The organism is Nonomuraea aurantiaca (genome assembly GCF_020215705.1).
GTDB classification, from domain to species: domain Bacteria; phylum Actinomycetota; class Actinomycetes; order Streptosporangiales; family Streptosporangiaceae; genus Nonomuraea; species Nonomuraea aurantiaca.
In genome coordinates this window covers 1-25,493 of the sequence record NZ_JAIWNB010000039.1, presented here as the reverse complement: position 1 = coordinate 25,493, position 25,493 = coordinate 1, and the positions used below count along the sequence as shown (strand labels likewise).

At 68.6% G+C, this 25,493-nt stretch carries 21 protein-coding genes and 2 pseudogenes; 7 read left to right on the top strand and 16 right to left on the bottom strand.

The window, feature by feature from the left end:
- Positions 1–16: 16 nt before the first annotated feature.
- From menC to LDL49_RS49850, 8 genes are all read right to left on the bottom strand, one after another.
- Entirely contained in the window at positions 17–1,144 is a 1,128-nt protein-coding gene (gene menC / locus LDL49_RS49885) for an o-succinylbenzoate synthase (RefSeq protein WP_225301994.1), read from the bottom strand.
- Positions 1,145–1,146: 2 nt separating this feature from the next.
- A complete protein-coding gene (locus LDL49_RS49880) occupies positions 1,147–1,941 on the bottom strand; it encodes a GNAT family N-acetyltransferase (protein ID WP_225301993.1) in 795 nt (264 codons plus the stop codon).
- Positions 1,938–5,033 carry a serine hydrolase gene (locus LDL49_RS49875; RefSeq protein WP_225301992.1) on the bottom strand — a complete coding sequence of 1,032 codons (3,096 nt, stop codon included), beginning with the start codon at positions 5,031–5,033 and terminating at the stop codon, positions 1,938–1,940. Before LDL49_RS49875 ends, LDL49_RS49880 begins: the two co-directional genes overlap by 4 nt.
- Before the next feature lie 215 nt (positions 5,034–5,248).
- Positions 5,249–6,025 carry an ABC transporter ATP-binding protein gene (locus tag LDL49_RS58845; RefSeq protein ID WP_308016290.1) on the bottom strand — a complete coding sequence of 259 codons (777 nt, stop codon included), beginning with the start codon at positions 6,023–6,025 and terminating at the stop codon, positions 5,249–5,251.
- Positions 6,026–6,045: 20 nt separating this feature from the next.
- Complete coding sequence (locus tag LDL49_RS49865; RefSeq protein ID WP_225301991.1) at positions 6,046–7,905, bottom strand: dipeptide/oligopeptide/nickel ABC transporter permease/ATP-binding protein; 1,860 nt, start codon at positions 7,903–7,905, stop codon at positions 6,046–6,048.
- A gap of 14 nt (positions 7,906–7,919) precedes the next feature.
- Positions 7,920–8,948: an ABC transporter permease gene (locus LDL49_RS49860; protein WP_225301990.1), complete on the bottom strand. Its 1,029-nt coding sequence runs from the start codon at positions 8,946–8,948 to the stop codon at positions 7,920–7,922.
- Complete coding sequence (locus tag LDL49_RS49855) at positions 8,945–10,492, bottom strand: ABC transporter substrate-binding protein (RefSeq protein WP_225301989.1); 1,548 nt, start codon at positions 10,490–10,492, stop codon at positions 8,945–8,947. Before LDL49_RS49855 ends, LDL49_RS49860 begins: the two co-directional genes overlap by 4 nt.
- A gap of 153 nt (positions 10,493–10,645) precedes the next feature.
- Positions 10,646–12,274 carry a PucR family transcriptional regulator gene (locus LDL49_RS49850; protein ID WP_225301988.1) on the bottom strand — a complete coding sequence of 543 codons (1,629 nt, stop codon included), beginning with the start codon at positions 12,272–12,274 and terminating at the stop codon, positions 10,646–10,648.
- 114 nt (positions 12,275–12,388) lie between these two features.
- Between LDL49_RS49850 and LDL49_RS49845 the strand changes: the two genes are divergently transcribed.
- Complete coding sequence (locus tag LDL49_RS49845; protein WP_225301987.1) at positions 12,389–13,234, top strand: M55 family metallopeptidase; 846 nt, start codon at positions 12,389–12,391, stop codon at positions 13,232–13,234.
- Here the strand turns inward: LDL49_RS49845 and LDL49_RS49840 are convergent.
- Both LDL49_RS49840 and LDL49_RS49835 read right to left on the bottom strand, forming a co-directional pair.
- Entirely contained in the window at positions 13,210–14,397 is a 1,188-nt protein-coding gene (locus tag LDL49_RS49840) for a M20 family metallopeptidase (RefSeq protein ID WP_225301986.1), read from the bottom strand. The two genes, LDL49_RS49845 and LDL49_RS49840, sit on opposite strands and share 25 nt — an antisense overlap.
- Entirely contained in the window at positions 14,394–15,359 is a 966-nt protein-coding gene (locus LDL49_RS49835; RefSeq protein ID WP_225301985.1) for a serine hydrolase domain-containing protein, read from the bottom strand. The genes LDL49_RS49840 and LDL49_RS49835 overlap by 4 nt, the downstream gene beginning before the upstream one ends.
- 265 nt (positions 15,360–15,624) lie before the next feature.
- Between LDL49_RS49835 and speB the strand changes: the two genes are divergently transcribed.
- Complete coding sequence (speB, locus tag LDL49_RS49830) at positions 15,625–16,608, top strand: agmatinase (RefSeq protein WP_225301984.1); 984 nt, start codon at positions 15,625–15,627, stop codon at positions 16,606–16,608.
- A 53-nt stretch (positions 16,609–16,661) separates the two neighbouring features.
- Here speB and LDL49_RS49825 read toward each other — a convergent pair.
- Positions 16,662–16,802 (bottom strand): annotated as a pseudogene (locus LDL49_RS49825) (Hsp70 family protein); the annotation flags it as partial.
- Positions 16,803–17,000: 198 nt separating this feature from the next.
- Positions 17,001–17,333: a Tn3 family transposase gene (locus tag LDL49_RS49820; protein WP_225301983.1), complete on the bottom strand. Its 333-nt coding sequence runs from the start codon at positions 17,331–17,333 to the stop codon at positions 17,001–17,003.
- An 833-nt stretch (positions 17,334–18,166) separates the two neighbouring features.
- Here LDL49_RS49820 and LDL49_RS49815 point away from each other — a divergent pair.
- Positions 18,167–18,739, top strand: a complete 573-nt coding sequence (locus LDL49_RS49815) for a TetR/AcrR family transcriptional regulator (protein WP_225301982.1) — start codon at positions 18,167–18,169, stop codon at positions 18,737–18,739.
- Between the two features lie 9 nt (positions 18,740–18,748).
- On the opposite strand, the gene LDL49_RS49810 is transcribed toward LDL49_RS49815, so the two are convergent.
- A complete protein-coding gene (locus tag LDL49_RS49810; RefSeq protein ID WP_225301981.1) occupies positions 18,749–19,615 on the bottom strand; it encodes an NmrA/HSCARG family protein in 867 nt (288 codons plus the stop codon).
- 71 nt (positions 19,616–19,686) lie between these two features.
- On the opposite strand from LDL49_RS49810, the gene LDL49_RS49805 reads away from it, so the two are divergent.
- Positions 19,687–21,015, top strand: coding sequence for an FAD-binding oxidoreductase (locus LDL49_RS49805; RefSeq protein ID WP_225301980.1), 1,329 nt, complete (start codon positions 19,687–19,689; stop codon positions 21,013–21,015).
- Positions 21,016–21,059: 44 nt separating this feature from the next.
- On the opposite strand, the gene LDL49_RS49800 is transcribed toward LDL49_RS49805, so the two are convergent.
- Positions 21,060–21,593 (bottom strand): MarR family winged helix-turn-helix transcriptional regulator, encoded by a 534-nt coding sequence (locus LDL49_RS49800; RefSeq protein ID WP_225301979.1) that lies wholly within the window; start codon positions 21,591–21,593, stop codon positions 21,060–21,062.
- Positions 21,594–21,752: 159 nt separating this feature from the next.
- Here LDL49_RS49800 and LDL49_RS49795 point away from each other — a divergent pair, with 159 nt between their 5' ends.
- Both LDL49_RS49795 and LDL49_RS49790 read left to right on the top strand, forming a co-directional pair.
- Positions 21,753–22,640, top strand: a complete 888-nt coding sequence (locus LDL49_RS49795) for an NADP-dependent oxidoreductase (protein WP_225301978.1) — start codon at positions 21,753–21,755, stop codon at positions 22,638–22,640.
- 582 nt (positions 22,641–23,222) lie between these two features.
- Positions 23,223–24,008 carry an SDR family NAD(P)-dependent oxidoreductase gene (locus LDL49_RS49790; protein ID WP_225301977.1) on the top strand — a complete coding sequence of 262 codons (786 nt, stop codon included), beginning with the start codon at positions 23,223–23,225 and terminating at the stop codon, positions 24,006–24,008.
- Positions 24,009–24,099: 91 nt separating this feature from the next.
- On the opposite strand, the gene LDL49_RS49785 is transcribed toward LDL49_RS49790, so the two are convergent.
- Positions 24,100–24,417: a VOC family protein gene (locus LDL49_RS49785; protein ID WP_225301976.1), complete on the bottom strand. Its 318-nt coding sequence runs from the start codon at positions 24,415–24,417 to the stop codon at positions 24,100–24,102.
- A 272-nt stretch (positions 24,418–24,689) separates the two neighbouring features.
- Between LDL49_RS49785 and LDL49_RS49780 the strand changes: the two genes are divergently transcribed.
- Positions 24,690–24,881, top strand: coding sequence for a hypothetical protein (locus tag LDL49_RS49780; protein ID WP_225301975.1), 192 nt, complete (start codon positions 24,690–24,692; stop codon positions 24,879–24,881).
- Positions 24,882–25,157: 276 nt separating this feature from the next.
- Here LDL49_RS49780 and LDL49_RS49775 read toward each other — a convergent pair.
- A pseudogene (locus LDL49_RS49775) lies at positions 25,158–25,493 on the bottom strand (hypothetical protein); the annotation flags it as partial.

Genomic DNA, 25,493 nt, shown 5'->3' with positions numbered 1-25,493 from the left:
ATCCTTGGTCTCGTCGCTAGGCGGTGAGGTCGAGCGTGTGAACGGTCATCTCGCCGAGTGCCGCGGGAAGGGGTTCGACGCCGAACCCGGGTCCGCCGGGGATCGACACCGCTCCGTCCTTCATGACGATCGGCTCGGTGATGTCCTGGGCGTAGAACCGATCCGAGCCCGAGATGTCGCCGGGCAGCGTGAAGCCCGGGAGCCCGGCCAACGCCGCGTTGGCGGCTCGGCCGATGCCGGTTTCGAGCATGCCGCCGCACCAGACCGCGACGCCGTGCGCCAGCGCGAGGTCGTGGATGCGTGCCGCCTCGAGGTATCCCCCCACTCTTCCAGGCTTGATGTTGATGACACTCGCCGCCCCCAGCGCGATCGCGTCGGCGGCCGACCGCGCGTCAACGATCGACTCGTCCAGGCAGATCGGCGTGGTGAGCAGGCCCGCGAGCAGAGCGTGTTGCCGCAGGTCCTCCTCACCCAGCGGCTGTTCGATCAGCAGCAGATCGAAGGGGTCGAGTCTGCGCAGCCGCTGGGCATCGGAGAGACGGTAGGCGGTGTTCGCGTCAACCTGCAGCGCGATGTCGCCGAACCGCTCGCGCACCGCCTTGACCGGCTCGAGGTCCCACCCGGGCTGGATCTTGAGTTTGATGCGCGCGTAGCCCTGGTCGACGAAGTCGGCCACCCGGCCGAGCAGGTCGGGAATCGACTTCTCGATGCCGACGCTGACCCCCGAGGGCACCGAGACGCGGGTCACACCGAGCTGCGCTGCGAACGACATGTTCCGAAGCCGCAGCTGGGCATCCAGGATCGCCATCTCCAGAGCGCCCTTGGCCATGCGGTGGCCGACCACGTGCTCAAGTGCCGCGCCGACCGTCGATGCCGACACGGCGTGACCCGCGGCCTGCCACTCGAACAGCGCGGGCACGAGGAATCGCCGCAGGACCTCTCGTGCTCCCTCAAGGTATTCCGGCGAGTAGAACGGCTCGGCGAGGGCGACGCACTCACCCCACCCTGTCACGGTGCCGCCGTGGTCTGAGGCCGTGACCCGGATCAGGAGCGGAAGGCGCTCCGTCTGGGTGGAGAACGAGGTGGTGAACGGGTGGATCAGCGGCATCCGGACCGTGATGAGCTCGACACGCTCGATGTGCATTCTCAGGTGCTCCTCGTGAGGCAGTAGTGACCCCGGCGGTCGAAATCGACCACGACCCAGCCTTCTTCCAGCAGCCCACCCAGCGCCCGTCGTAGCGCGAGCCGCCATGAGATCGCGAGCTCGGGTTCGTGGCGCCGTAGAGCCTCGATGTCCGAGGGGATCTCCACGACGCATCGGGTCAGCGACACCGCCCGGCCGAGGTCGAGCTGGGGTCGCCGGTCCACGGACCTCAGTACGGCGGGGCCGTGCTTCTTCTCGGCTCGTGAGGGCGCCGTGGCCTGCCCGATGTGCCAGGCCACCATGATCCGGTCGCTGTGCTGGCCCTGGTTGAGCCCGTCACCCATCGGTCCGTAGAAGTCGGGCAGGTAGACCTCGACCTCACAGCCGAGCTTGTGGAGGTTGAAGTACGCGTTCCGGGCCACCAGGGGGTCATAGGTCCACGTCACGCGAGTGACACCGCGGGCCAGGCACCAGTCGCGCTGGTGGTGCTTGAGGGCTCTGCCCCATCCTGTGCCCGCCGCGTCTGGTCGCACGCCGGCGATGTGGGAGTGCAGGGCATTCTCCCGGGGCGGGTAGAAGAACCCGACGCAGACCGCCATGAGCTCATGGCCACGGAAACCACCGGCGACGTAGTTGCCCGCGTGCGCGAACGCCGTGAGGAGCTCCGGGCTGACATGCGACTGGGTGTTTTGGACCTTCCAGATCTGCGCCACGAGCTCGGAGGCGGCAGACATCTCCTCCGGGCGGTGAAGCAGCCGCAACTCCATGGAGGTCGAGCTCGGCGCCCGGGTCGTCATGAGCACTCCTGCCGCAGGAAGCGGGATCCGTTGTAGACGCCGCCGGCGACGGGCCGGAACTGCTTCTCCCCCGCGAGCTCAGCGGTGGTGTAGGCGTAGCCGCCCGGGATGTTCGAGGCATGCAGCGCGACGAACTCCGGCTCTGCTGCCGTGCCGTCGCGCAGATGCCCCTTCCGCTCCCACAGTGTCAGTCTGAGACCGTCCGCGTCGGGGGCCACCTCCGCGCGATAGCCAGCGCACTCCCAGGCGCCCTCCAGCGGTTCGGGCGGACGTGTCATGTCGGCCCGGACCCGGACCGGGGGCAGACTGCCGTCGATCGACGACGTGACGTCCGCGAACAGCTCGTAGAAGAGACCATCCGGTTGACCACCGCTGGTCAGCAACGCCACCGCGTAGTTCGTACCGGGGATCAAGCGCAGGTATGAACGTTGGCCGATCGTGCCGCCGTCATGGCCGTATACGAAGGTTCCCCGCCAGTCCTCGAGGAACCAGCCCAGTCCCCAGCCTTGGACGGTGGCGACGCTCTGTCTCAGATCGACATGCTCGATGGTCATCAGGCGAGCGCTGCCGGCTGACAGCAGACGAACGCCTTCCCGGGTCACCCCTCCGCGCAGTGACATCTCCGCGAACGTCAGCAGGTCGCCGACGCTCGCCACGATCAGGCCCGCGGGTCCCATGGATCGGGTGATCGACCACTGGGGCACCGGGGCCGACTCGTCGCCGAAGCCGGCGTGGCCGGTCGCCGTGGCGAACTTGGGTGCGTCCTCGCTCAGGGTGATGGTGTGCCGCAGGCCCATCGGCTTGATCAAATAGTGGAGCAGTGCCTCGTCCCACGTCATGTCGCGGAGCACCTCGACGATGCGGCCCGCGACGACGAAGCCGGCATTGCAGTAGGAGAACCTCTCTCCAAGCGGGTGGATGTGGGAGACGGCGGCGAGGTGCTCCACGTACCGCGCGACGCAGTCGTCTCCCCTCCCGGTGTCGGTGAAGACGTCCCCGTCGATGCCGCTGGTGTGGTTGAGCAACGCCCGTACCGTCACCGAGGGCGACTCGTCATCGGCCAGCCTGAAGTCCGGCAGGATTTCGCGCACGGGAGCGTCGAGATCGAGCAGCCCCTCGTCGACGAGCTGCATGACGAGCATCGTCGTCCAGACCTTCGTGATCGACCCGATCTGAAAGACGGCGTCGTCGATGACGGGTTCCCGGGTCGAGACGTTCAGGACCCCGGAGCTGACCGTGATGCGGTCGAAGACCGTTCCGCTCCGATCGAGCTGCACGATGCCGAGTTGCGCCCCGACGACTCCGTGCCGTTCTCGGAGGAGGTCCAGACGGCGGCGCCAGTAGTGCTCCCCACGTGGGGCCGCCGACAGCGCGGCCGGCCGTGCGGCGGCGCGGGTGTGCAGCTCGACCCATTCCACGACCCGGGCGTGGTAGTCGACGCGGTGATCGACCTCGCCGTCGGCGATGAAGAGGTGGCTGCCTCCTGGATAGACCACCAGGCGAGTCGGCACACCCTGGATCCGCAGTGCCGAGAACCACTGCTGCGCCTGTCCGATCGGGCAGGTGTTGTCGTTCTCGCCGTGCAGCACGAGCGTGGGTGTCTTCACCTGCTCGACGCGTGCGATCGGAGAGCTCTCGATGAGCCGGACCACGTCTGTCGGCGCGGCACCTGCGGTCGCCGAGGCGAAGAAGCCTTCCGGCAACAGTCGCTGACCGGCGATGGAGGCGAAGTCGCAGATCAGGCCGCCGGCCACCGCGGCCGCGAACCGGTCGGTGTGGGCGGTGAGGGCACAGGTCGCGACGCCGCCGTAGCTATAGCCGGCGACAGCGAGTCGCTCGGGGTCGGCGATCCCCTCGGCGATCAACTGGTCGATCGGCTCGATGAAGTCCGCCAGATCAGCTCGTCCCCAGCCGCCGTCGACGGCTCGGTAGAACTCCTCGCCGTACCCGTCGGATCCACGGGGGTTGAGCGTGAGGACACGCCACCCGCGTGCGGCGAGGAGCTGTTGGTACAGATGGATCTCGTCGGCCACACCGGCCCAGGCGTTGTGCGGCCCACCGTGGATGTCGAGCAGGAGCGGAGCGGTTCCGGTCGTGTCCGGTGCCGCCATCAGCCACCCGTGGACGACGACGCCATCGCTGATCGTGAACTCTCGTGGCTCCGGTCGACAGAGCTGGACCCCGGGGAGGCTCTCTTCCATCAGCGAGGTGAGGACCTCGACTTCGCCGGTGGCGAGGTCGACGATCGCGACCTCGGCGAACGACTCAGGAGTGGTCAGGACGATCGCGGCACGGGGTGCCTCGGCGGCCACCGAGAGCGCGGAGACGACCTGATGCGGCTCCGCGACGATCGGCCTGCCCTCTCCGCCATCCGGACCGACCCCGTACAGATGGGTCCAGCCACGGTCACGCAGGCAGAAGACGATCTCGCTGCCGTCGTGGCTTTGCGCCGGGTGGCCACCTGGGTAGCCCGTCGCGCCCGGCAGCACATTGCGGTCCAGCCCAGCCGTGATGTCGGTGTCGGGCCTGCCGTCGCCGTACAGCCGGAGAAGCCGGGCATGACCTGCCACCATCGCGGGTGATCCCACGGCGAGCAGCGACGCGCCGTCGCGAGCCCACATGACCGGACCGGTCACTCCTGTGGCCTGTCCGAGCACCTGCACCGGAGCGAGCGGGTCGTCGACCTCGACCGCGTAGGCGCGGCGTTCGAGCTCGACGTCCGCGCGGTGGGCCATGGAGGCCGTGAATGCGAGGCGGTCGCTGTCGGGCGACCATGCCGGGCCGTCCGCGTCGTAGTCGCCGTCGGTGACCTGTCTGATCTGCCTGGATCCCAGGTCCATCACGAAGATCTGGCGGCGGACACTGCCGATCCAGCCGATCTCGTCCGCCTTCTGGTCGAGCGTGTCGATGACGATGGGCGCAGCGGCGTCGCCGGGCGCGCGGTTCACGGGTGCGGAGAACGCGACCCGGCGACCGTCCCGGCTGACGGCCGCGGCCCCGGCCCCCAGCGGCAGCTCGGTCAACCGCGTCGGCTCACCCATGTGCGGCAGGAGATGCAACTGCGGGAATCCGTCGACATCGCGCAGGAACATGATCCCCGTTGGGACGATGCGAGGTGCTCGATCCGTCGGCCCGTGGGTCAGCGGCTGTGGCTGAGAGTCGCGGGAAACCGCCCACAGCGAGGTCTCCGTGCGGTGGTCTGCCGCCTGGCGCCGCGTGAAGACGACCGTTCTTCCATCCGCCGTGATCGCAGTCTCGGGAACGGTGACGACCTGACGGACGTCATCGAGACTGAACAGGCGAGAGTTCATAGAGTGGTTCCTTTGCCGAAGAGAGGGGTGCCGATCCGGGGGACGGCACGGACCAGCTCACGTGTGTAGGGATGTTCGGGGTGGTCGATCACCTCGGTCGCCGATCCGATCTCGACGACCTCCCCGTCCTTCATGACTGCGACGTCGTCGCACAGCTGCCTGACCACAGCGAGGTTGTGGCTGATGAAGAGAACCGTCAGATCGAGGTCCCGCTGGACGCGCATCAGCAGATTCAGCACGGTCCCCTGCACCGAGACGTCCAGCGCCGAAGTGATCTCGTCAGCGAGCAGCACCCGGGGCTCGGCGGCCAGCGCCCGCGCGATCGCGACGCGTTGACGTTGACCCCCCGACAACTGCATGGGCAGATCGCCGGCACGGGCCGGGTCGAGCTCGACCATCTCGAGAAGTGCGGCCACCTCGCCGCGCCGGTGAGCGCGATCGCGTCGCGTGGATCTTCCGCGTACGGCAAGCGCCTCCTCGATCGAGGCGCCGATGGACATCCTTGGGTTCAGGCAGGAGTTGGCGTCCTGGAAGATCAGCTGCACGGTGCGGCGAACGAACGCGGCGCTCCCCCGGGCACCGACGACATCGGTGCCGTCGACCAGGATACGGCCCGTATGCGCCTCGTGCAGGCCGACGACGGCGCGAGCCAGCGTCGACTTGCCCGAACCTGACTCGCCCACCAGCCCCACCGTCCGGCCGCTCGGCACGTGGAGACTCACCCCACGAACCGCCTGATGGGCGGCGGGTCCGTGCCCGTACCTGACTCCCACGTTCTCGAAGGCGAGGTCGCTCACACCGACCCCTCCCTTACGGCGTCGAGGGGAAACTCGGCATCCTCGGTGATCGTGGCGAACTCGGTGCCCGGGACGGCGTCCATGTGCGGCACCGCTGCCACCAGCGCCCGGGTGTAGGGATGCGCCGCGCGTCCGCTCGCGAGATCCTCGGTGCTCAGGCTCTCCACGATGGCTCCCCGGTACATGACCAGGACCCGCGTGCAGAATGACGAGACCAGCGAAATGTCGTGCGAGACGAACATGACGGCCGTCCCATGCTCACGGTTCACCCTCCGCAAGAGCGCCAGGACCTCCCGCTGCACCGTGACGTCGAGGGCCGTTGTCGGCTCGTCGGCTATGACCAGCGCCGGTTCGCCCATGAGCCCCATCGCGATCGTGGCTCGTTGCCTCATGCCACCCGAGAACTCGTGGGGATACTGGCGGGCGCGGCGAGCCGGGTCGGAGAGCCGTACCGCGGCAAGCCGGTCGACCGCACGTCGGCGTGCCTCGCGGCGGCTGAGGCCGCCGTGCAGCAGACCGACCTCCGCGACCTGCGTACCGACGTGAAGGGCGGGGTTGAGCGAGGTCGAGGGATCTTGGAAGACGAACGCCAGTCGCGTACCGAGCTGTTGGGCCAGCGACTTGGAACGCGGTCTGCCGGGCACCTTGCCCCTGACGACCAGTTCCGTGCCGTCGAACTGGACCGATGACGCCGTCACGTGAAGTGGCTCTTCCAGGAGTGACGCGACCGCCATGCAGGTCAGTGACTTCCCCGAGCCCGACTCACCGACGATGCCGACGATCTCCCCTCGATCGATGTCGAAGCTGACGCCACGAACCGGCGTCGCCCATCCATCCCCCCGGGGCGCCTCCACGCGCAGGCCGCGTACGCGGAGCACGGGGTCCTCCGCGACCTGCGGGACCGGTGATGCCGCCGTCGAGCCGGTGGTCTTCCGCCGCCGGCGGCGGCCGGAGGGCCGGTGCAGCCCGAATGCCCGGGCGAGCACCTCGCCGGCGAGCGCGAACGTCACGCCGGCGAACACGATGGCGGCGCCTAGCCCCAGAGACGGAGCGGGGTTCACGTAGATGGCTCCCATGCTCTCGTTGAGCATGCGGCCCCAGTCGTAGTCCGGCGCCTGTACGCCGAGGCCCAGGAAGGACAGCCCCGTCGCCGCGACCAGCGCGGTGCCGGCGCCGATGCTGGCGTTGACGATGAGCGGGTCTCGCACGTTGGGCAGGACGTGCCGTACCAGGATCCGCGCTCGGCTGACGCCGAGGATGCGAGCGGCGGCCACGAAGTCGCGCCCGGTCACCGACGCACCGAGGGTCTGAGTGAGCCGGGCGTAGGACGGCGCCATGGCCAGGCCGATCGCCAGTGTGACACTGGTGGCGCCCACACCGAGGGTGATCGACACGACGATGGCGAGCAGGAGAGCCGGAAAGGCGAGTGCCACGCCGATGGCGCTGTTGACCAACCGCCCCAGCCGCCGGGGCGCGATCGTCGGCAGCAGGCCGATGACCACACCGACGAACACGCCGAGGGCGGCCGACAGGACGGCGGTGACGATCGAGAGCCGGGTCGCGGTCAGCACCCGCGCGAGAACGTCCCGGCCACCCGCGTCGGTGCCGAGGAGGTGGTCCGCGCTGGGCTTCGCGGACAGTTGGGTCAGATCGGCCTGCCGCGCGGCCTCGCCCCACAGCACCGGTCCGAACACCGCGAAGACCGCGACCACCATCAGGGCGGCCAGCGCGCCGATGCCGAGGGGAGAACGCAGGACGGTCAGGAACCTGCGGCGAGACGAGACCGCCATGGGCATCGGCTCGCCCACCGCCGTCGCGGCGGCCGGCCCCGCCAGCGCGGAGTCGGGAGTGGACATGCTTGTCACCGCCATCACGTGTCTTTCAGCGCTGAACGCGGGTCAAGGCAGACCAGGACGATGTCGATCAAGAGGTTGGAAACGAGGACGATCAAGCCGTAGACGATGACGATCCCCTGCGCGAGCGGAAAGTCCTTGCTCCGCACCGCGTCCACGATCGTGAGCCCGAGTCCGGGCCACGAAAAGATGGTCTCGATCAGCACCGTGCCCGCGACGAGGGAGCCGAGCACGATTCCGGCGACGGTGAGCGAGGAGGTCACCAGGTTCGGCAGAGCGTGGCGGAAGTACAGGCGCCACCTCGACATGCGCTTCGCCCGCGCCGTCCGGATGTAGTCCTGCTCGAACACGGTGAGCGCCTCGACCCGGACGATCCTCGAGACGGCCGCGGCGACCGCGATCGACAGTGCCAGGACGGGCAGCACGTACGAGCTCGGATCGGTTCGGCCCGCCACGGGCAGCAGGTGGCTCTGAACGGCGAAGAAGTACACCAGAGCGACTCCCATGAGGAACTCGGGGATGACGGCGAACAGGCCGCTCGCCGAGGTGTAGGCCAGGTCGACGGTGGGTCTGCGGCCGCCTCGGGTGAGCGCGGCGACGACGATGCCGAGCGGGATCGACACCAGGAGCACCAGCGCCAGCGACAGGAACGCGAGTTCCAGGGTCGCCGGCAGGCGCTGCTCGATGATCGTGGTCACCGGCAGGTGAAGGGAGAAAGAGTCTCCGAGATCCCACGTGAGCAGCCCCTTCCAGAAGTTCAGGTACTGCGTCCACAGCGGGTCGTTCAGTCCCAGGCTTTCGCGTTGTGCCTCCACGACCGCGGCCGTCGCGTTGATTCCGAGGGCATTGCGGACCGGGTCTCCTGGGATCAGCCGGACCATCAGGAAGACGACGGTCACCAGGGTGACCACCGAATACGCGAGCCGCACCAGCCGCCGCACGATGAAGGCCCCCAGTCGCCCACCTCTGCCCCGGAACGTTCCGGTCGCGGAATCCGGTCCCGCCCCGGTTCCCGTCAGCAGGGTGACGGTCGGTTCCGTGGTCACTTCAGCACGCGGATCGCGGAGCCGCCGATGGGCAGGTAGAGCGCCGTCGCGCCATTGAAGTACATCTTGTACGGCGTGACGGACACCGGTATGAGGTCAGCGCTTGTCATCAGGGTCTTCTCCGCCTCGGCCCAGGCCTTGCAGGCATCGTCACCGGTCCGGCCGGCGGCCGCGGCGACGCTGCGGTTGTAGTCCTTGTTGTCGATGGAGGCGAAGTTTGTCCCCGCAGGAGCGGCAGGTCCGGAGAGGTACTGCGGGAAGATGGCCGGTGTGCCCGTCTGGAGGTTGAGCCCCAGCGATGCCGTCCAGCCCGACGGGTCTTTGGCCGCGAAGGTCCGGCTGAGGATGTAGTTCTCGTCACCACCGTCGAGTTTCACGGCGGCGCCGGCGGTCTCCCACTGCTTCGCGACGTATTCCGCGGCGGCGCTGCCCGTGTCCGTGGAGTTGTCGTAGACAAGTGTGATGTCGACCGGCTTGCCCACCGCGCGCAGGGCCTGGCCGGCGGCGTCCGGGTCGTGGGAAGGCAGGTTGCCCTGGACGGTGTCGTAGGCGCACCGGCTCGGGTGTTCGGAGAGCAGCGATTTCGCCCGTTCGCCCTTGCCGCCGGTCAGAATCTTCGTGAGGGTGTCGAGGTCGATCGCCTGGGTCAGTGCGCGCCGTACGGCGGCCTCAGCGGTCGGGAGACCTTGATGGTGGTTGTAGACGATCATTCCGGACATGGCCGGCGTCGGCTGCGACTTGAGAGCGGCGAGGCGTTCCTCGTCCTTGCCGCTCACTATGGCCGCGTTGAGTTGACCGGACAGCAGCAGGTTCGCTCTGGTCGACGGGCTCGGCACGATCTTGGTCGTCACGGTCTTCGGCATCCCCGGCGTGTTCGAGGTGCTGTTCTTGGGGCCCCACGTGTAGCCCTCTCGGCGGGTCATCGTGATCGAGTCTCCGGCCACGACGCGATCGATGGCGAACGGGCCGGTGCCGTCGCTCCCCGCGGAGAGGCTCTTGGGGTCCTTCAGGCCGCGCTCGCACACCAGCTGCTGCGAGCCGATGTCGTACAGCATGAAGGGCCGCGGCTTGGAGGTGGCGACGGTGAGAACGTTCCCCTTCGCGCTCGCCTTGGCATCTGCCGGCACGACGGATTCCAGGCGCGGCGACTTGTTGGCGGGGTCGACGATCCAGTTGAGGTTGTCAGCGGCGGTCTGCGCGGTGAACGGCGTGCCGTCGGCGCAGGTGATGGCGTCGTTCAGGGTGTAGGTGACCTTGGTCGGGCTTTCGGTCCAGCTCTTCGCCAGGAAGGGCGCGGGCTTGGCCGTCTCGGCGTCGAGGAAGATCAGCGTGTCGTAGGAGTACATTCCGACGATCTGCGCGTTGACGAGGTTGGTGACGAGCGGATTCAGGTCGCCTGGGTCGGAGTCGATCGCGAACGCGAACGTGCCGTCCGTCGCGAAGCCCGCCTGGCCCCCGTCCGAGCCCGAGCCCGAGCCGCCGCAAGCCGCAAGAGCTGGCAGAGCGATGAGGAGGGCTGCGAAAGCAGCGGCGCGTCGATTCATGACAGGCCCGCCTTAAGGTCCGAGTCGGGGTGTGACGTTGAACACCAAGACTCACCCGCCTGGTCGGAGAGGCGCATCGTACGTCCGCCTGATCTGCGTGCACGGACCTTGGACGATCGACCAACCCGGGACCGGCTGATGCGGTCCCGGTCGCTACGCGGGTGGCCGCGGCGATCGCCGACCGGGGCCGAGGCGGAGTTGCAGCATCAGAGCGAATCGTTCGTCGGGGTCGGCCAGATCCACGCCGCCGATCGTCTCGATCCGGCCGAGCCGGTATCGGAACGTGTTCTTGTGCACGTGGACGGCTCGTGCCGCGGCGGCGACGTCCCCGAAGTGCTCGAGCCAGCTCTGGAGTGTCGGCACCAGCTGGGTGTCGTGTTCGGTGTCGTAGTCCTCCAGGTCGGCGAGCGGGCCGGTCAGTTCGATGCGGTCGGCTGACATCAGGTCGCCGAGGCGGAGCAGGAGGAACTCGATCGCCACGTCCGCCAGTGACGCGACGCGTCTGCCCGCGCGCGGATTGGAGCTCAGCACCCGCATCGCGGCATCGGCATCGCGCCGGGATGAGCCGAGTTCGCTGACGTCCTCGACGATGCCGCCGAGTCCGGCGCAGAACTCGGTGATGGTGTCCAGACGGGCGATGAACTCGGCGGCCAGGTCCTTCATGGCGGCCAGCGCCGGGGCGGCCGCGGCACGCACGGGGACGACGGCGTAGACCGCGCCGCCGAGTTGGGCGACGATGGCCCGCGGATAGGTGGGCCTGAGGTGCGTCCGAAATGCGGAGGCCGTTCGCTGGATGTCGGCCGCCGTGCGGACCTCGTCGTCGGACAGCAGCGGCCCCAGGACCAGGACGCATGCCGGCGACGAACCGAAGGCCAGCTGCTGCGCGGCTTCGTGCGCGCCGGTCCCTCCCTCAAGGAGCATGGACAGCAGGGCCACTCCGAGTCGTTGGGAGGCATCGGCGCTGACGCGGGCACGCAGCATCTCGAGCGCGATCACCCGTGCTGCCTCGATCATGGCGGCTTCCCGCTCGGGGGTGAGCGGCCCTGCCACGGCGGCCCAGATGGAGCCGAGAAGCTCATTGCCCGCCTGGACCCTCATCGCCGCCCGAGGACGGGTGCCGGGGGCGGGGTTCTGCATGAACACCGGTCGCTCCGAGGCGTACACGCGGCGGAACATGCCCTGTTCTCTCTGGTATTCGCTGTAGATCTGCGGCACCTGGAGACCGAGGATCGTCAGGCGGCGCGGCTCGTCGGCGCCGGCCTGGTCGGCCGAGAAGGCGACCACCCGCGACGACAGATCCTCGATGGTGACCGGGGCGTCGAGGAGAGCCGACAGCGAGTTCGCCAGGGCGAACAGGTCTCGGTCCGCATCGCCGCCGACAGCGGGCGCCCCATCGGCACCGAGATGCAGAGCGCCGCTCAGCAACGTCGCCACCTGGATCCACGATGCGCCCTGCACCAGGCCGAAGACGGACACCTTGCCGCGCTCCGCCTCGCGGGCGACCTCCTCGTCGACGGCCAGCGGCTCCCGGACCACGAGGGCCGTGGCCCCGGCTTCGCCCAGCGCTCTGACCAGGGTGACCAAGCTGTCGTCAGCCGCCACGCCGACGCCCAGCACCACTGCGTCCGGCGGGACGTCGGGTTGGTCCAGAGGATCGTGAAGGATGACGGTCGTCACGGCACGAGCCGGCTGACGTGGCCCCGCCTTGATGGTCAGCAGCGTCGAGCCGAGCCGCTCGACCACCCGCCCCAGGTTCGCTGGACTGCTCGTACCGCCTTGCATTGTGTGATCGTACATCTGTGTCCGATTTGATTCGGTCGATCGACCCAGTGTTGGCGCGAAAGCCTCGACAACAATGGGAGTGACGCGTGGCACCGACGAAGGAGCAGCTCAGCGATGAAGGCGTACATCTCCGTCGACATGGAGGGCGTCGCCGGCATCGCGACCCTCGACCAGATCGTGCGCGGCGGGTACGGCTACCCACGAGCCCAGGAGCTCATGACCGAGGAGGCCAATGCCGCGATCGCGGGCGCCTTCGACGGCGGAGCGACGAGCGTGCTCGTGAACGACTCCCACGGGACGATGGACAACCTGATCCACGAGCGCCTCGACCCGAGGGCACGGCTGGTCTTCGGGCAGCCCAAGGCCCAGTGCATGGCCGAGGGCCTGACCGAGGACTGCGCCGTGGCGCTCTTCGTGGGCTACCACGCGCCGGCCGGCACGCCCGGGCTCTTGGCGCACACCTTCTCCGCCTACTTCGGTGAGGTCAGAGTCAACGGATCACCGGTGTCGGAGGCCGAGGTCAATGCCCTGTACGCGGCATCCCTCGGTGTCCCGGTGGGCCTGGTCACCGGGGATGACGTCATCGGCGCGATCGCGACCGAGATCTTCCCTGAGGCCACGATCGTGACCGTGAAGAAGACACACGGATTCTCGGCCACGGACTCCGTCGCGCCGAGCGTGGCGAGGAACCTGGTGCGGGAAGGGGCCGCCGATGCCGTGGCCCGCGCGTCGGCACTGAGCTGTCCGCCGCCGCCCCCGTCGTTCGAGGTCGAGGTCGACCTGCCCTCGCCGGTGGCCGCCGAGCTCGCCGCCTGCATCCCCGGCTGCGCCCGGACGGCCGACCGGACGGTGTCGACAGTCCTCACGGCGTCGGCGGATCTCCTCGGATTCATCACAGTCCTGTACGAACTCGCGGCGAGCAGCGAGCGCGCGCGTCAGGTGATCTCCGCCCGCCGTTGAGGCCCGGCGCTCCTACCTGTGAGTTCCTCGATGAGGGTGGTGAGCAGTCGCGTACGCGGGAGGATCCACGCGATCTCCGCGTGCTCGTCGCGGGCGTGGGCGCCGCCGCCGACGGCACCGAGCCCGTCCAGGGTGGGCACTCCCATACCCGCGGTGAAGTTCCCGTCCGATGCGCCGCCGACCGTCATCTCCTCCAGCGGAGGATGGCCGAGGCGGCGTGCGATTCGTTGTGCCTGGCTGAACAGTGCCGCTGCCGCGCTCCGTTCCATGGGCGGCCGGTTGATTCCGCCCCGCACCCGGATCTCCGCCGGGACGAGAACCGGCGTGACCTCGCGGATCGCCCGGTCCACGCGGTGCTGCTCCTCGGCGGTACCGGCCCGGACGTCGACAGCCACGGTGGCCGTCGCGGGCACGGTGTTGGGCGTCGTGCCCGCGCTCATCACCGTCGGGGTGACGGTCGTACTGGCCGCCGGGTCAGCGAGCTGGGCGATCGCCAGCACCACCTCGGCGATCGCGATGGTCGCGTTCACGCCCTTCTCCGGATCGAGACCGCTGTGCGCGGCACGACCGAGCACTTCGATCCGGTAGAGGGACACGCCTTTGCGCCCCGTCTTCAGTGCGCCGCCCGGGCCGGCCGCCTCCAGCACGAGGGCTGCCCGGCAGCGGCCTGCTTCCTGCTCGATCAGTGCCCGTGATGTCGTGGACCCCAGCTCCTCATCGCCCGTGATGAGAAGGGTCACCTGGTCGAGGACGCCGGTGCCGCGGCATCGCCGCAGCCACGCGAGAGCGTGGATCGCCTGGACGAGGCCGAGTTTCATGTCGAAGCAGCCCGGGCCACTGACGACGCCGGCAGTTTCGGTGTAGGGCAGCTCGTCCAACGTGCCGAGCGGCCAGACGGTGTCGTGGTGCCCGAGGAGCATGACCTTCGGATCGGCCCCGCGCAGCAGGACATGGTCGACTCCGTCGACGCACAGGATCTCTGGCCGACGCCCCAAGCGCTCATGAACCAAGTCCGCGACCACCCGCGCGGAGCGGCCGACCGCGTCCAGGTCCGTCGACGGCGACTCGGTACGAACGAGTCTGCTCAGATCCTCGAGGAGGAGCGACAGGTTCCCGGACGCCTCCGGCCCGGTGGAATCCTCGGGTGTCGGCTTTTTCCTCATGAGCCGGCAGCGTTCGCGAGCCGGGTGCGCAGGAACGCGGCGAGCAGGTCCGCGGAGTGGTCGTCGAGGTTGGTGAGGACGACGACGGTCATCGCGGTCGCCGGATCGTGGCCGGCGAACGATTGGAATCCGGGCAGTTCGCCGTTGTGGCCCCACATGCCGTCGAAGTTCGCGATGCCGAGGCCGTAGGTGATGGTGCTGTCGGGCACCGGGTGGGTGCGCATGCGTTCACGCCGGGTCTGCTCCTGGAGGAGGTCGCCGCGCACCGATGCCTCGATGAGCAGTCTCAAGTCGCCCACGGTGGACACCGCGTTACCGGCGGTCCACGCCCAGGACGGGTTGATGCGCGTCGCGTCGACGAGTTCGCCGTCCCGGCGGTGGTACCCACGCAGCCGAGGATCCGGCAGGGCGGCGGCGTCGTGCGTCAGCGGCGGGAGCTCGGTCTCCCTCATGCCGAGGGGGTCGAAGACCAGCCGGCGCGCGACGTCCTCGACTCGTGCGCCGGTTACGTGCTCGATGAGCATTCCCAGCATGATGTAGCCGGCGTTGCAGTACGCCCAGGAGGTGCCGGGCTCGAACTGCTGCGGGTTCCGCAGGGCGACTTTGAGCAGCTCGGAGGGAGTCCAGAGCCGGTCGGGCTCGAGGAGCAGACCGGCGACGAACTCCTCCGAGGTGTAGTCGGGCAGGCCCGAGGTCATGTCGAGGAGACGGCGAACGGTGACTCCTCGCGGGATCTGCGGCTCTGCCAGATGGACCTGTATCTCATCGTCCAAGGAGAGGTCTCCGGCTTCCGCCAGGCGTAGGACGATCAGCGCCACGATGGTCTTCGTGAGGCTCCCGATCCTCATGCGGCTGCCGGCGGTGAGCCGCACCCCGGTGGCCAGATCGCAAACGCCGAGCGCACGGGTCCAACTGCCGTACGACGGACCGCTCACGTGGACGACGGCACCCGGGATGCCCAAGCGCCGGCGCTCTCCGTCCAAGGCGCCGAGCAGGTCTGGAGTCGAGGACGCATACGCATCCGATGCATTCTCAGGCAAGCGGAATCCTCACTCGTGGGTGTTATGCCGACCTTCGCATCATTGTCCTCACCAGGTATCGGCGCATTGTGCCGAAGGCCGGAAGCGGCGCGAATCCCTCGTGCGATCGACCGAATGCCCGGGAGAGAGCTCTGACTATTGTGAGGCCCAGAAGACGGGGGCCGGTCACCTTGGGAGGAGAATCGCGTTGTCGAGCGTTGAGAAGGACGAGCTCGCGGAGTCCGGCGACACAGGGATCGTCGGACCGCCCGATTCCATCAGGCAGCTCCCGCGTTTCGCGGGGCCCTCCACGTTCGCCCGCCTGCCGCGGCTCGACGAGGTCTCCCGGGCCGACGTCGCGATCTTCGGCGTGCCGTTCGATGCCGGTACCACCTACCGGCCAGGCGCACGATTCGGACCGGAGGCCATTCGCGCCGGCTCCAAACTCCTGAGGCCCTACCACCTCGGGCTCGAGATCGAGCCGTGGTCGAGGTTGCAGATCGCCGACGCCGGTGACGTCGGCGTGACTCCCTTCGACATCGCCGAGGCGGTGAGTCAGATCGAGTCGGCCGCTCAGCGGCTCTATCGAAGTGCTGACCGGATCATCACTCTGGGCGGCGACCACACCGTCGCCCTCCCGATGCTGCGAGCCGCCCATCGGCACCACGGCCCCGTGGCACTCATCCACTTCGACGCCCATCTCGACACCTGGGACAACATGTTCGGTGCGCGGCTCACTCACGGCACTCCGTTCCGCCGGGCCACCGAGGAGCGACTGCTGGCGGTGAACCACTGCGCCCATGTGGGCATCCGCCACACAACCCCGGCCGCCAAGGATCTGGAGGACGACAGGGAGCTGGGATTCGCGACGATCTCCACACTCGACGTCGCGCGGCGCGGCATCGAGCACGCCGCCGACCGGCTCCGGGAGAGAGTGGCTGATCGGCCGGTCTACATCAGCATCGACATCGACGTGCTCGATCCCGCCCATGCGCCCGCGACCGGCACCCCTGAGCCCGGCGGACTGAGCACGCGGGAGCTTCAGCTGCTGCTGTACTCCCTCGCGGACCTCGACATCGTCGGTGCGGATGTCGTCGAGGTCTCACCCGCCTACGACCACGCTCAGATCACCGCGCTGGCCGCCGCCGGCCTCACGTTCGACCTCCTGGCCATGGTTGCCCGGGGAAGGTAGTCATCGGAACGGCCCCGGTCCGGGCCGCGATCTCGATGGCGGGCACGCCGTTTGTCAGCGCTCTTGGCGAACGCGACCACCGAAGGGGTCGTCCGCGAGCCCTCGGTGTTGGTGACAACGGTCGGCTCACCGCCTTCCAGCACGCACACGACCGAGTTCGTCGTGCCCAGGTCGATACCGACGGGTCGGGTCATCACCGGCCTCCTTCCTTGCGGCCCTCCTCCTCATGGCACCAGCTCCGCCTTGCGCGGTTCACCGCCACCACAGGCGCGCCGTGGGCCAGCCGAGCCGCGGCACCTCACGCGTATCCCTGCGAGTCAGGCCCCACCGGGTGGCGCCCATCCGCAGCAGCACATGTTCCAACGGCGCAACAGCAGAAGAACGCTCCACGATCACGACCGCCACATCAGCCGCGTGAGCAGGAACGTAGTCGGCACGATCTGCTTCGTGCCGTACGTCGACCACTGGTCGGAGACATGGGTGTAGGTCGACGGGACCCGGCCGCCGTGGATGTTCATGTGCCGGGCCGTCAAGCTCTTGCCGCGGACAGGAAACCGCTGCCCGTCGGAAGACGACATGGTGCCGCCGCCGAATTTCTTGGCCAGCTCCAGCTTGTAGTGGTGGTTGACCAGGACCGTGTTCGCCTCGCGCAGCGTCTCCTCCCGCACATACCACTCCTGGGTCCAGGCGAGGGTGTCGTAGGACACCCCGCATGCCTCGGACATGCGGTATTTATTCGATTGTGTTTTGATTTTGTTCTTGCCCGGATGCCTTTACAAAGTAGAGTTTTGGGCAAGCAAGATCGTCAGGCAAGTAGACCCCCGCATGCCGAGCGTGGTGGGGCCAGCGCGGAGTCCGCTCTGCGACCGCAACTGGGGCCAGCCCCCTCGCGCACAGCAGCGCCATCATGCCCCGCACGGACTTGCCCATCTGGCGCCCTTCTCCGACAGCGCGGCGACCCAGTGCACCACTGACGGGCAGCAGCCTGCACCACGGCGACCTGGATAGCCGGATCAGGCTCAGGCGAGGGTCAGGCATGCTGAAGCGTTGGCGGATCACCCCCGGTTGGCTCGCTCACCTGCTCCTCCCCCTCGTTCTCATGCCGAGTTGTGCCCCGTTCCAGCCGCCTCACCTCAAGCGGGCGGCGGGACCCGCCACGAGGACTTCTTCGACCCCACAGCGACCAACAGGCAAGCTCGCGGCCATGTGGCTCAAGAAGCAGCCACCTTCTTCACGCGGCATCTCGGCCACTCCCCCCAGGTCGATCGCCCACGGGGACACCAGTGACCGCTCACCTGCGGACCACTCAGACCGTCCACACCAGACGCCGCGCGAGCGACATTTCATGATCATGCGCCATGTCTCGTGAGACGTTCGACTTTTAGCCGCCAACTCGGTGAGACGCCTTCAGCATCCCTTGTCTCTCCGCGTTGGCGGGTCCCAGGTCAGCTACATGCCCACGCGCCAACTCGTTTGAGACAGGACAGCCATGGGCCTTCAGCGGGTTCGTCACCAGATTGGAGTGCGCAGACTCCCGCTCGCGTACGATGTCTTGTTCATGACCTCCCCGCGAACGCGCAAGCCCCGGAAGGATGCGGCGCAGAACACTGAGCGGCTGATCGCCGCAGCTGTGCGTGCGGGACTGGCCGAAGGTAAGTTCGTTCCGCTGGAGCAGATCGCTGCTGAGGCGGGAGTCGGGATCGGGACGCTCTACCGTCGCTACCCGAACCGGGAGGCGCTGCTCGAGGCGATGGCGGTCCGCGCCTATCGGCTGATCCTGGCCGAGGCCGAGGACGCGCTGACGTCCGGCGATAGCGGTCATGACGCGATCAGCCGGTTCCTCCATCAAACCTTCGCTCATCGCGACGAACTGGTGCTTCCGCTCCACGGAGCGCCCATGACCGAGGGCACCGAGTCCGCGGAGCTGCGCGCGCGTATGCAGCAGACCATGGGCGCCATCCTCGAGCGTGGCCATCAGGACGGTTCGGTCCGCATGGATGTGAATGCGGGGACCGTGGTGCGTTTCGGGGCGATGCTCGCGCAGCCCATGTCGAACGTACCCGGCTGGGCCGAGGCGGCCGCCGAGCTGCGCGCGGTGTTCCTGCGCGGCATCGCACCCGATCGCGGTTAGTTCCAGGCGTCAGTTCCGGCGCGCGAGACCCTGGTCGGATACCCATGCCGCGAAGTCGCGCACGCCGGGGACCAGGTGGCGCGTGAGGTCGAAGTCGGCCTGGTAGGCGGGGACGCTGGTGAACCACTGGAACATCGCTCGCATGTCCTTGTCATCACCGAGCACATCGATCGGCAGCCCTTCGTACCGCGTCGGCCGGCCGAGCTCGGATGCGACCCGGTCGGCCACCTGAGCCATGGTGAGCTCATCGCCGGCGAGTTCGACCGCATCACCATCGATCACATCAGGGGCGATCAAGAGACGCGCGGCGGCGGCGCCGATGTCGCGAACAGCGATCATCTGGAGCGGAACGTCACCCGCAACCGGCAGGCGAAGCACCAGCTCCCCGCTCCCGCCGTCGGCGAGCTGCGGCGCCAGGTTTTCCATGAAGAACGTCGGGCGGACGAACTTCGTCGGTACGACCTCGCCAAGCCGCTGTTCGACCCGGCGCTTGCTCTCGAAGTGCGGGATCCCCGTCGCTCGCTCTGCCCCGCCGACCGACGAGTACACGACGTGCGGCACACCCGCGCGTGCTGCGGCATCCGCGACGGTCACCCCGCGGCGCGCCTCGCCCTCCGTGCCGTCTGCTCCCTCGAACGTCGTCATGAAGAACAGTGCTGCGACCTCGGTGAGTGCTCGCTGGAGCGATTCGCTGTTCTCCTGGTCGGCGGCGACGACCTCCACGCCGCGGGCTCGGAGAGCATGTGCGCTCGCGGCTTCGGCGTCGCGGACCAGGGCGCGAACCGCTTGCTTCTGCGCGAGCAGAGCATCCACCACGCTGCCGCCCTGCTGTCCGGTCGCACCGATCACGGCGATGGGCTGCTGAAGAGGAGTCATTGAGTCATCCAATCTGAGTAGATGACAGCTAAAGCGGAGGAAAACCTCCGTTATTCCCCTAGGATGAGCGCATGCTCGTTGACGCGGACTCGGACGGTTACGCCGCCGCCACTCGACCCCACAACTCGTCCATCAAGCAGCGACCTGCGCGGGTCGCGGTCGTCTCCCGTCCGGAGGACATCGCGCCCACGCTCGATGAGGTGGCCGCGCTTGCGCAGTCGTCGGGCACGCCACTCGAGATCGTGCCGCAGGCGACAGGCCACGGAGCCGGCGCGCCGGTGGGCAAGGGGGCGGTCCTCCTCGACACGTCGAGGCTCACCGACGTGTCGATCGACCCCGAGTCGCGCGTCGCCGTGGTTGGGGCCGGCGCAACCTGGTCTGCGGTGAACGCCGCCGCCGAACAGCACGGTCTGCTCGGATTAGCTGGCTCAGCCCCGAGTGTGTCCGTGTCCGGTTACACCTTCGGCGGCGGCATCGGTTGGCTGGTCCGGCGGGATGGACTCGCCAGTGGAGCACTTCGTGCGGTCCACTACGTCGACGGCAGCGGTCGCTCCCGCACCGCTGCGGACGATGCCACCGACGAGGTCGATCGAGCGGCGATTTGGGCCTTCCGCGGAGCGGGGGGAGTCGGGATCGCTCACACGCTGGAGTTCGACCTCGTCCCAGCGGCGGACCTCCATGCCGGAGCACTGTTGTGGCATGCCGACGCGCTACCGAAACTCGTCGCAGCATGGTCGAGCACCATCGCAACAGTCGGTAGCAGCGTTTCCTCCAGCATCGCGGTGCTCCACGTGCCGCCTCTGCCCCCGTTCCCGGAGGAGCTGCACGGAAGGGCCGCAGTTCACCTCGCGATCGCCGATCCTGACGGACCCGTCGCGGCAACTCCGCTGCTCGACGCGATGCGGGCGGCGGCGGAGCCTGTCTCCGACAGCTGGAGCCCAACCGACGCGGCGGGACTTGCTCGGATCCACCTCGATCCGCCTACGGCAACCCCGGCCATCGGTGACGCGCGGTGGCTCGACGCGTCGACCCCGGTCATCGCCGAAGCGCTCCTCGCGACAGCCGCAGCAGACGACGCCCCGATCGTGATGATGGAGATCCGCCACGTGGCGGGCGCGCCGGTCAGGCGCACCGGGGCCGTTGTGGCCCCGCCGGGCGACTTCATCTACCACGCGGTTGCGCCGCTCAACCTGTTCCCCCGTGAACGGATCGAAGCAGGGTTCGCTCGAGCACGATCTGTCTGGTCGATCGCCGACACCGGCGCGACGCCGGGCTCGTGGGTCGAGGGCGCGGCTAGCGTGCCGGATGCGCTACCAGCGGATGTACGGAAGCGGGCCGCGGCGATCGCCGACGCCGTAGATCCGGACGCCCGAATCCGCCGCTCGCGCCTGCTCGGATGATCCCGCGGCGCTCACCGACCCAGCGATGGGGCCGGGGCCCGCGATCAGGCTCCGCCGCCAGTGATGCTCCGGCGTACGGCGCTCTTCTGGCGCGGCTTCGCCGACCGAGGCGGGATGGAGCGCATGTGATCACGGACGACGGTGAGAACACGAGCGAGGCTGTCGATGTCCGCGCGCGCGAGCGGTTCGAGGAAGAGTTGCCGCAGGACGTCGATGTGACCGGGGAACACCCTGGCGAGCACCTCCCGTCCCATCTCGGTGATGGTCACCGTCACGCCCCGGTCGTCCTCCGCGGACGGGCTGCGGGCGACGAGTCCGGCCTTCTCCAGCAGGCCCACCTGGTAGGTCAGGCCGCTGCGGCTGTACACCACCCCGTCCGCCAGCTCGGTCATGCGTCGGCTGCCGTCTGCCGCGTCCCCGAGTGTGGCCAAGATCTGGAACTGGACGTAGCTGAGGTCGCCGACGTCGCGCAGCTGCTGCTCCACCGCGTGGCGCAGGAGGCTGCTCACCTCGATCAGCGCGAAGTACGCGCCGAGTTCGGCGGAATCGAGCGGCGGAGGGGACGCTTCTTCGGTCATGCCGCAATCGTAGTTGCTTCGAGTTCGAAGCAGTGCTAGCTTCATTTCACCGAAGTGCTTCGAATTCGAAGCATGGTGTTCCCTCGAAGAAAGAAGTTCGTCATGAAGGCAGTGCGATTCCACGAGTACGGCGATGCTGATGTCCTGCGCTACGAGGACGTGGCGCTGCCCGTCCCCGGCGCTGGTGAGGTTCGCATCCGGGTCGCGGCGACGTCGTTCAACCCGGTCGACGCCGGCATCCGCAGCGGTGGTCTCCAGGGCCCGTTCCCGGTGACGCTCCCGCACACGCCTGGCATCGACGTCGCCGGAACGGTCGACGCGCTCGGTGACGGCGTCGAAGCGGTGGCGGTCGGTGACGAGGTCGTCGGATTCCTCCCGATGATCGGCGACGGCGCAGCTGCTGAGTACGTCATCGCACCCGCCGAGGTCCTAGCGATCGCGCCTTCGAGCGTGCCCCTCGCTGACGCGGCGGCCCTGCCACTGGTGGGCCTGACCGCATGGCAGGCACTGTTCGAACTCGGCGAGCTCACCGCGGGGCAACGCGTGCTCATCACCGGCGCCGGAGGCGCTGTCGGTGCCTACGCGGTGCAGCTGGCAAAGAACACCGGCGCGCACGTCATCGCCACGGCGAGCCCGCGCAGCGCGGACCGGGTCCGGGCCGCCGGTGCCGACGAGATCCTCGACCACACCGCGATCAACGTGGTGGATGCAGTGACCCAGCCGGTCGACCTCTTGCTCAACCTCGCACCGATCGAGCCCTCGCAGCTCGCAGACCAGGCCGCTCTCGTGCGGTCCGGCGGGGCCGTGGTCAACACCACGGTGTGGATGCAGGCGCCGAGCGACGAAACGCGCCAGGTGCGCGGGCTCAACGTCTTCGTCCGGAGCGACGCCAAGCAGCTCGCCGGCCTCGTGGCGGCGATCGACCGAGGCGAACTTCATATCGACATCAGCCGCCGTATCCAGCTCAAGGACCTCCCGGCCTTCCATGCGGAAGCCGCCGCCGGTGCCGTGTCCGGCAAGGTCGTCATCCTTGCACCGACCGCCTAACCTTCTCATCTCTCACTGAACTGGAATCGAACCTGTCCCTCATCGTGAATCCCGAAGTCGCCGAAGCCATGGCCCCAATGGGCGAAGCGATGGCCGGCATGATGCCGCGGGCGAGACCGGGCGCCGGCGAGCGGACGGTCTGGACGGCGTGATCAACGCGACACCATGGCACAGAATTCCGCCGACAGGACGTCGGCGAAGCCGCTCAAGCCGCTCTAGTCGCCGTTGATCTCGATGGCGAGCATGTGCCTGCCGTCACGCGAGCCCATGGCATACGTCCAGGAGCCGTAGGTTGCCCCTGCGGCGCCCCAGGCCCAGACGCCGCATGACCCGAGTTAGGACATGCCGCCCAGCAAAGCTTCGGCAATCCCTCAAGCCGGAGTACGTCGCCCGTCGAGGCGCTGCCCACGCTCCCTGATCACACCCAGGCGTAATTGCCGTCGATGATCGCAAGCAGGAGGGGATCCCCGACCGGGCCGTCAGGAGCCGAGAGGGCGCTGACGGCGGCGCCGATCAACGGGAACAGCGGCAGTTCCTCGGCTTTCCGGTAGATGATCCAGGGCTGAGTATGCTGATCACACCATGTCGGACAAGGAATGGGGCGCCACCGCCCGGTTGAAGTCGAAAGTGGTTATGGTCGTCGGCGCCACCTCGGGCATCGGCCGGGCCGTATCGTTGCGCGCCGCCGCTGAGGGAGCCATCGTCGTCGCCGCCGGCCGGCGCGACGACCTGGGCAAGGGCCTGGCCGCCGACATCGTCGCGAGCGGCGGCCAGGCACTGTTCGTCCGCTGTGACGCGGCCGTGGAGGACGATGTCGCGGCGGCGGTCGAGGCCGCCGTGGCCGAGTTCGGCCGGCTGGACTGCGCCGTCAACAACGCCGGTGGGGTGGTCGCCGCAGGACCGCTCGACCGGATCGCCGGCGATGCCTGGCGCGCCGAGCTCGACCTGAACCTGACCAGCGTGTTCCACGGCCTCAAACACCAACTCCCTGCCATCCGCGCGGCAGGCGGCGGGGCCGTGGTCAACAACGCCTCCACCGCAGGGGTCTCCGCGATTCCCGGGTTGGCCGCCTACACCGCCGCCAAGCACGGCGTCGTCGGCCTTACCCGATCAGCCGCGCTGGAGTGGGCCGGCCGCGGCGTGCGGGTCAACGCGCTCGTCACCGGCAACGTCGACACGCCGCTGTACCGCCGACTGCTCGGCGTGCCGCCGGAACTGCCCACACACGAGCTCTCCGCGCCCAACCCGACGGGACGGGTGGCCGATCCCCGCGAGATCGCCGGGCTGGTCGCCTACCTGCTCAGCGACGAGGCGACGTTCATCACCGGCGCGGCACTGCCGATCGACGGCGGAGCGACCGCCCAGTGAACGGTCAGACTCGCGGCAGTCGGCGCCCCACTCGTCTGCGGCCACGAGGACATCAACGCCACGACCGGTCCGGCGGATCTTGCCAGGCGCTCTACTCGCTAACGTTCGCCTCCTTGGTGATCTCCAGGTCAACCGTGCGGTCGTCTGGATCTGTGACAAGGTGCCGACCGGTCGGGAGCCCGCAGCCGACCGCGTGCTCGGGGACGCGGAAACCCAGCCGCAGGCTGCCGGTGGGAGGTCGACGGTCAGAGGCCGGGTAGACCTCGAAGACCGTCGCGCCAAGCTCGGCGGCGTAATGCTTGGGCCCGTTACCGTGCTGTTCGACCTGTAGAGGCAGACCAATGCTGATGTAGAAGTCGGCGCACTCCTGCAGCTGGTCGGTGTACAGGACGATCAAGCTGATGTGCATGGTGCTCCTTATGACTGATGGCGTGAACGAGGGAGCACCCCGGCTGAGCTCCGAGGCGCACTGGCTGTTGTGCGTCTCCTCGCCGGTAGATCTCTTCACCCATTAGCCTGCTGGTGATGACCAGCGCGTCGTCCGGGTGCGCGTGGTCCCTGTTGAGGGATCCCTCAGCGAGAGGTTGTTCGACCGTCTTCCTCTTGGAGCCTCGGAAACCCTCGGATGCCCATCGTCTCGCTGGTGTGCCATGGTCGGCACCGTGAGAAAGGCATGCCAGGATGCGGCGGTCCACCGCTCTGGCGCGATCGTCGCGTCCGCCGGATCGAGCCGACGAACTCCTGGCCGAGATCAACGATGTCGGCCTCGGCCACTACCGGCGCATCATGCACCACCTCGACATCGAGACCCTGCGCCGCCTGCTGCAGGTGACCGCTCGCGTCCGCGAGGTCGCCGACCAGCTCCACCCGTGACCCTCCGTGCGCCCTGTTCTGGATGGACGTATTTATTCGATCGCCTTGAGCGCGGCCTTGGGGATGTCCTCGTGGGCGATGGCGACCTTGCCCAGGCCGCACCGCAGGTGGGCTCTATGACGGGGTGCGCGAGAGTTTCGTGAAGTTCGCGCAGGGGCTCGACGTCGGGGACCCGGCCGCGGTGGGCCGGGGCGCTGCTCCGAGGTGGCAGACTCCTGCGGGTGTTCTTCGGCGCCGAAGGGCCGCGGATGACCCAGCAGGCCTACGCCGAGCGGCTCAAGACGCGGGCCGACCGGGAGAAACTGTCAGCGGCGGCTCACTGACTGCTTGGCCTCCTGACTGGTCGGCCCGGACCCCCCTCGGTGTCCGGGCCGCGGTCAGCCACAGGCCGGTGAGTACGGCGCTGGCCAAGGTGACGGCGCCGGCTGCGAGGAAGGCGCTGTTGAGGCCGGATTCGAAGGAGGCGTCGCCGGATTCCCGGGCGCGGACGATGGCTCCGAGCACCGCCACGCCGAGCACCGCGCCGATCTGCCGGGTGGTGCTGCTGACGCCCGAGGCGAGGCCGCCCTCCTGCGGGCTGACCGCCTGGATGGCGGCGCCGGTCAGCGGCGA

Coding starts and splice junctions, on each gene's coding strand:
- menC (WP_225301994.1), bottom strand. CDS start 1,144: ATGCACATCGAGCGTGTCGAGCTCATCACGGTCCGGATGCCGCTGATC.
- LDL49_RS49880 (WP_225301993.1), bottom strand. CDS start 1,941: ATGACGACCCGGGCGCCGAGCTCGACCTCCATGGAGTTGCGGCTGCTT.
- LDL49_RS49875 (WP_225301992.1), bottom strand. CDS start 5,033: ATGTTCCTGCGCGATGTCGACGGATTCCCGCAGTTGCATCTCCTGCCG.
- LDL49_RS49865 (WP_225301991.1), bottom strand. CDS start 7,905: ATGTCCACTCCCGACTCCGCGCTGGCGGGGCCGGCCGCCGCGACGGCG.
- LDL49_RS49855 (WP_225301989.1), bottom strand. CDS start 10,492: ATGAATCGACGCGCCGCTGCTTTCGCAGCCCTCCTCATCGCTCTGCCA.
- LDL49_RS49850 (WP_225301988.1), bottom strand. CDS start 12,274: ATGCAAGGCGGTACGAGCAGTCCAGCGAACCTGGGGCGGGTGGTCGAG.
- LDL49_RS49845 (WP_225301987.1), top strand. CDS start 12,389: ATGAAGGCGTACATCTCCGTCGACATGGAGGGCGTCGCCGGCATCGCG.
- LDL49_RS49840 (WP_225301986.1), bottom strand. CDS start 14,397: ATGAGGAAAAAGCCGACACCCGAGGATTCCACCGGGCCGGAGGCGTCC.
- LDL49_RS49820 (WP_225301983.1), bottom strand. CDS start 17,333: ATGTCCGAGGCATGCGGGGTGTCCTACGACACCCTCGCCTGGACCCAG.
- LDL49_RS49815 (WP_225301982.1), top strand. CDS start 18,167: ATGACCTCCCCGCGAACGCGCAAGCCCCGGAAGGATGCGGCGCAGAAC.
- LDL49_RS49810 (WP_225301981.1), bottom strand. CDS start 19,615: ATGACTCCTCTTCAGCAGCCCATCGCCGTGATCGGTGCGACCGGACAG.
- LDL49_RS49805 (WP_225301980.1), top strand. CDS start 19,687: ATGCTCGTTGACGCGGACTCGGACGGTTACGCCGCCGCCACTCGACCC.
- LDL49_RS49800 (WP_225301979.1), bottom strand. CDS start 21,593: ATGACCGAAGAAGCGTCCCCTCCGCCGCTCGATTCCGCCGAACTCGGC.
- LDL49_RS49790 (WP_225301977.1), top strand. CDS start 23,223: ATGTCGGACAAGGAATGGGGCGCCACCGCCCGGTTGAAGTCGAAAGTG.
- LDL49_RS49785 (WP_225301976.1), bottom strand. CDS start 24,417: ATGCACATCAGCTTGATCGTCCTGTACACCGACCAGCTGCAGGAGTGC.
- LDL49_RS49780 (WP_225301975.1), top strand. CDS start 24,690: ATGCGGCGGTCCACCGCTCTGGCGCGATCGTCGCGTCCGCCGGATCGA.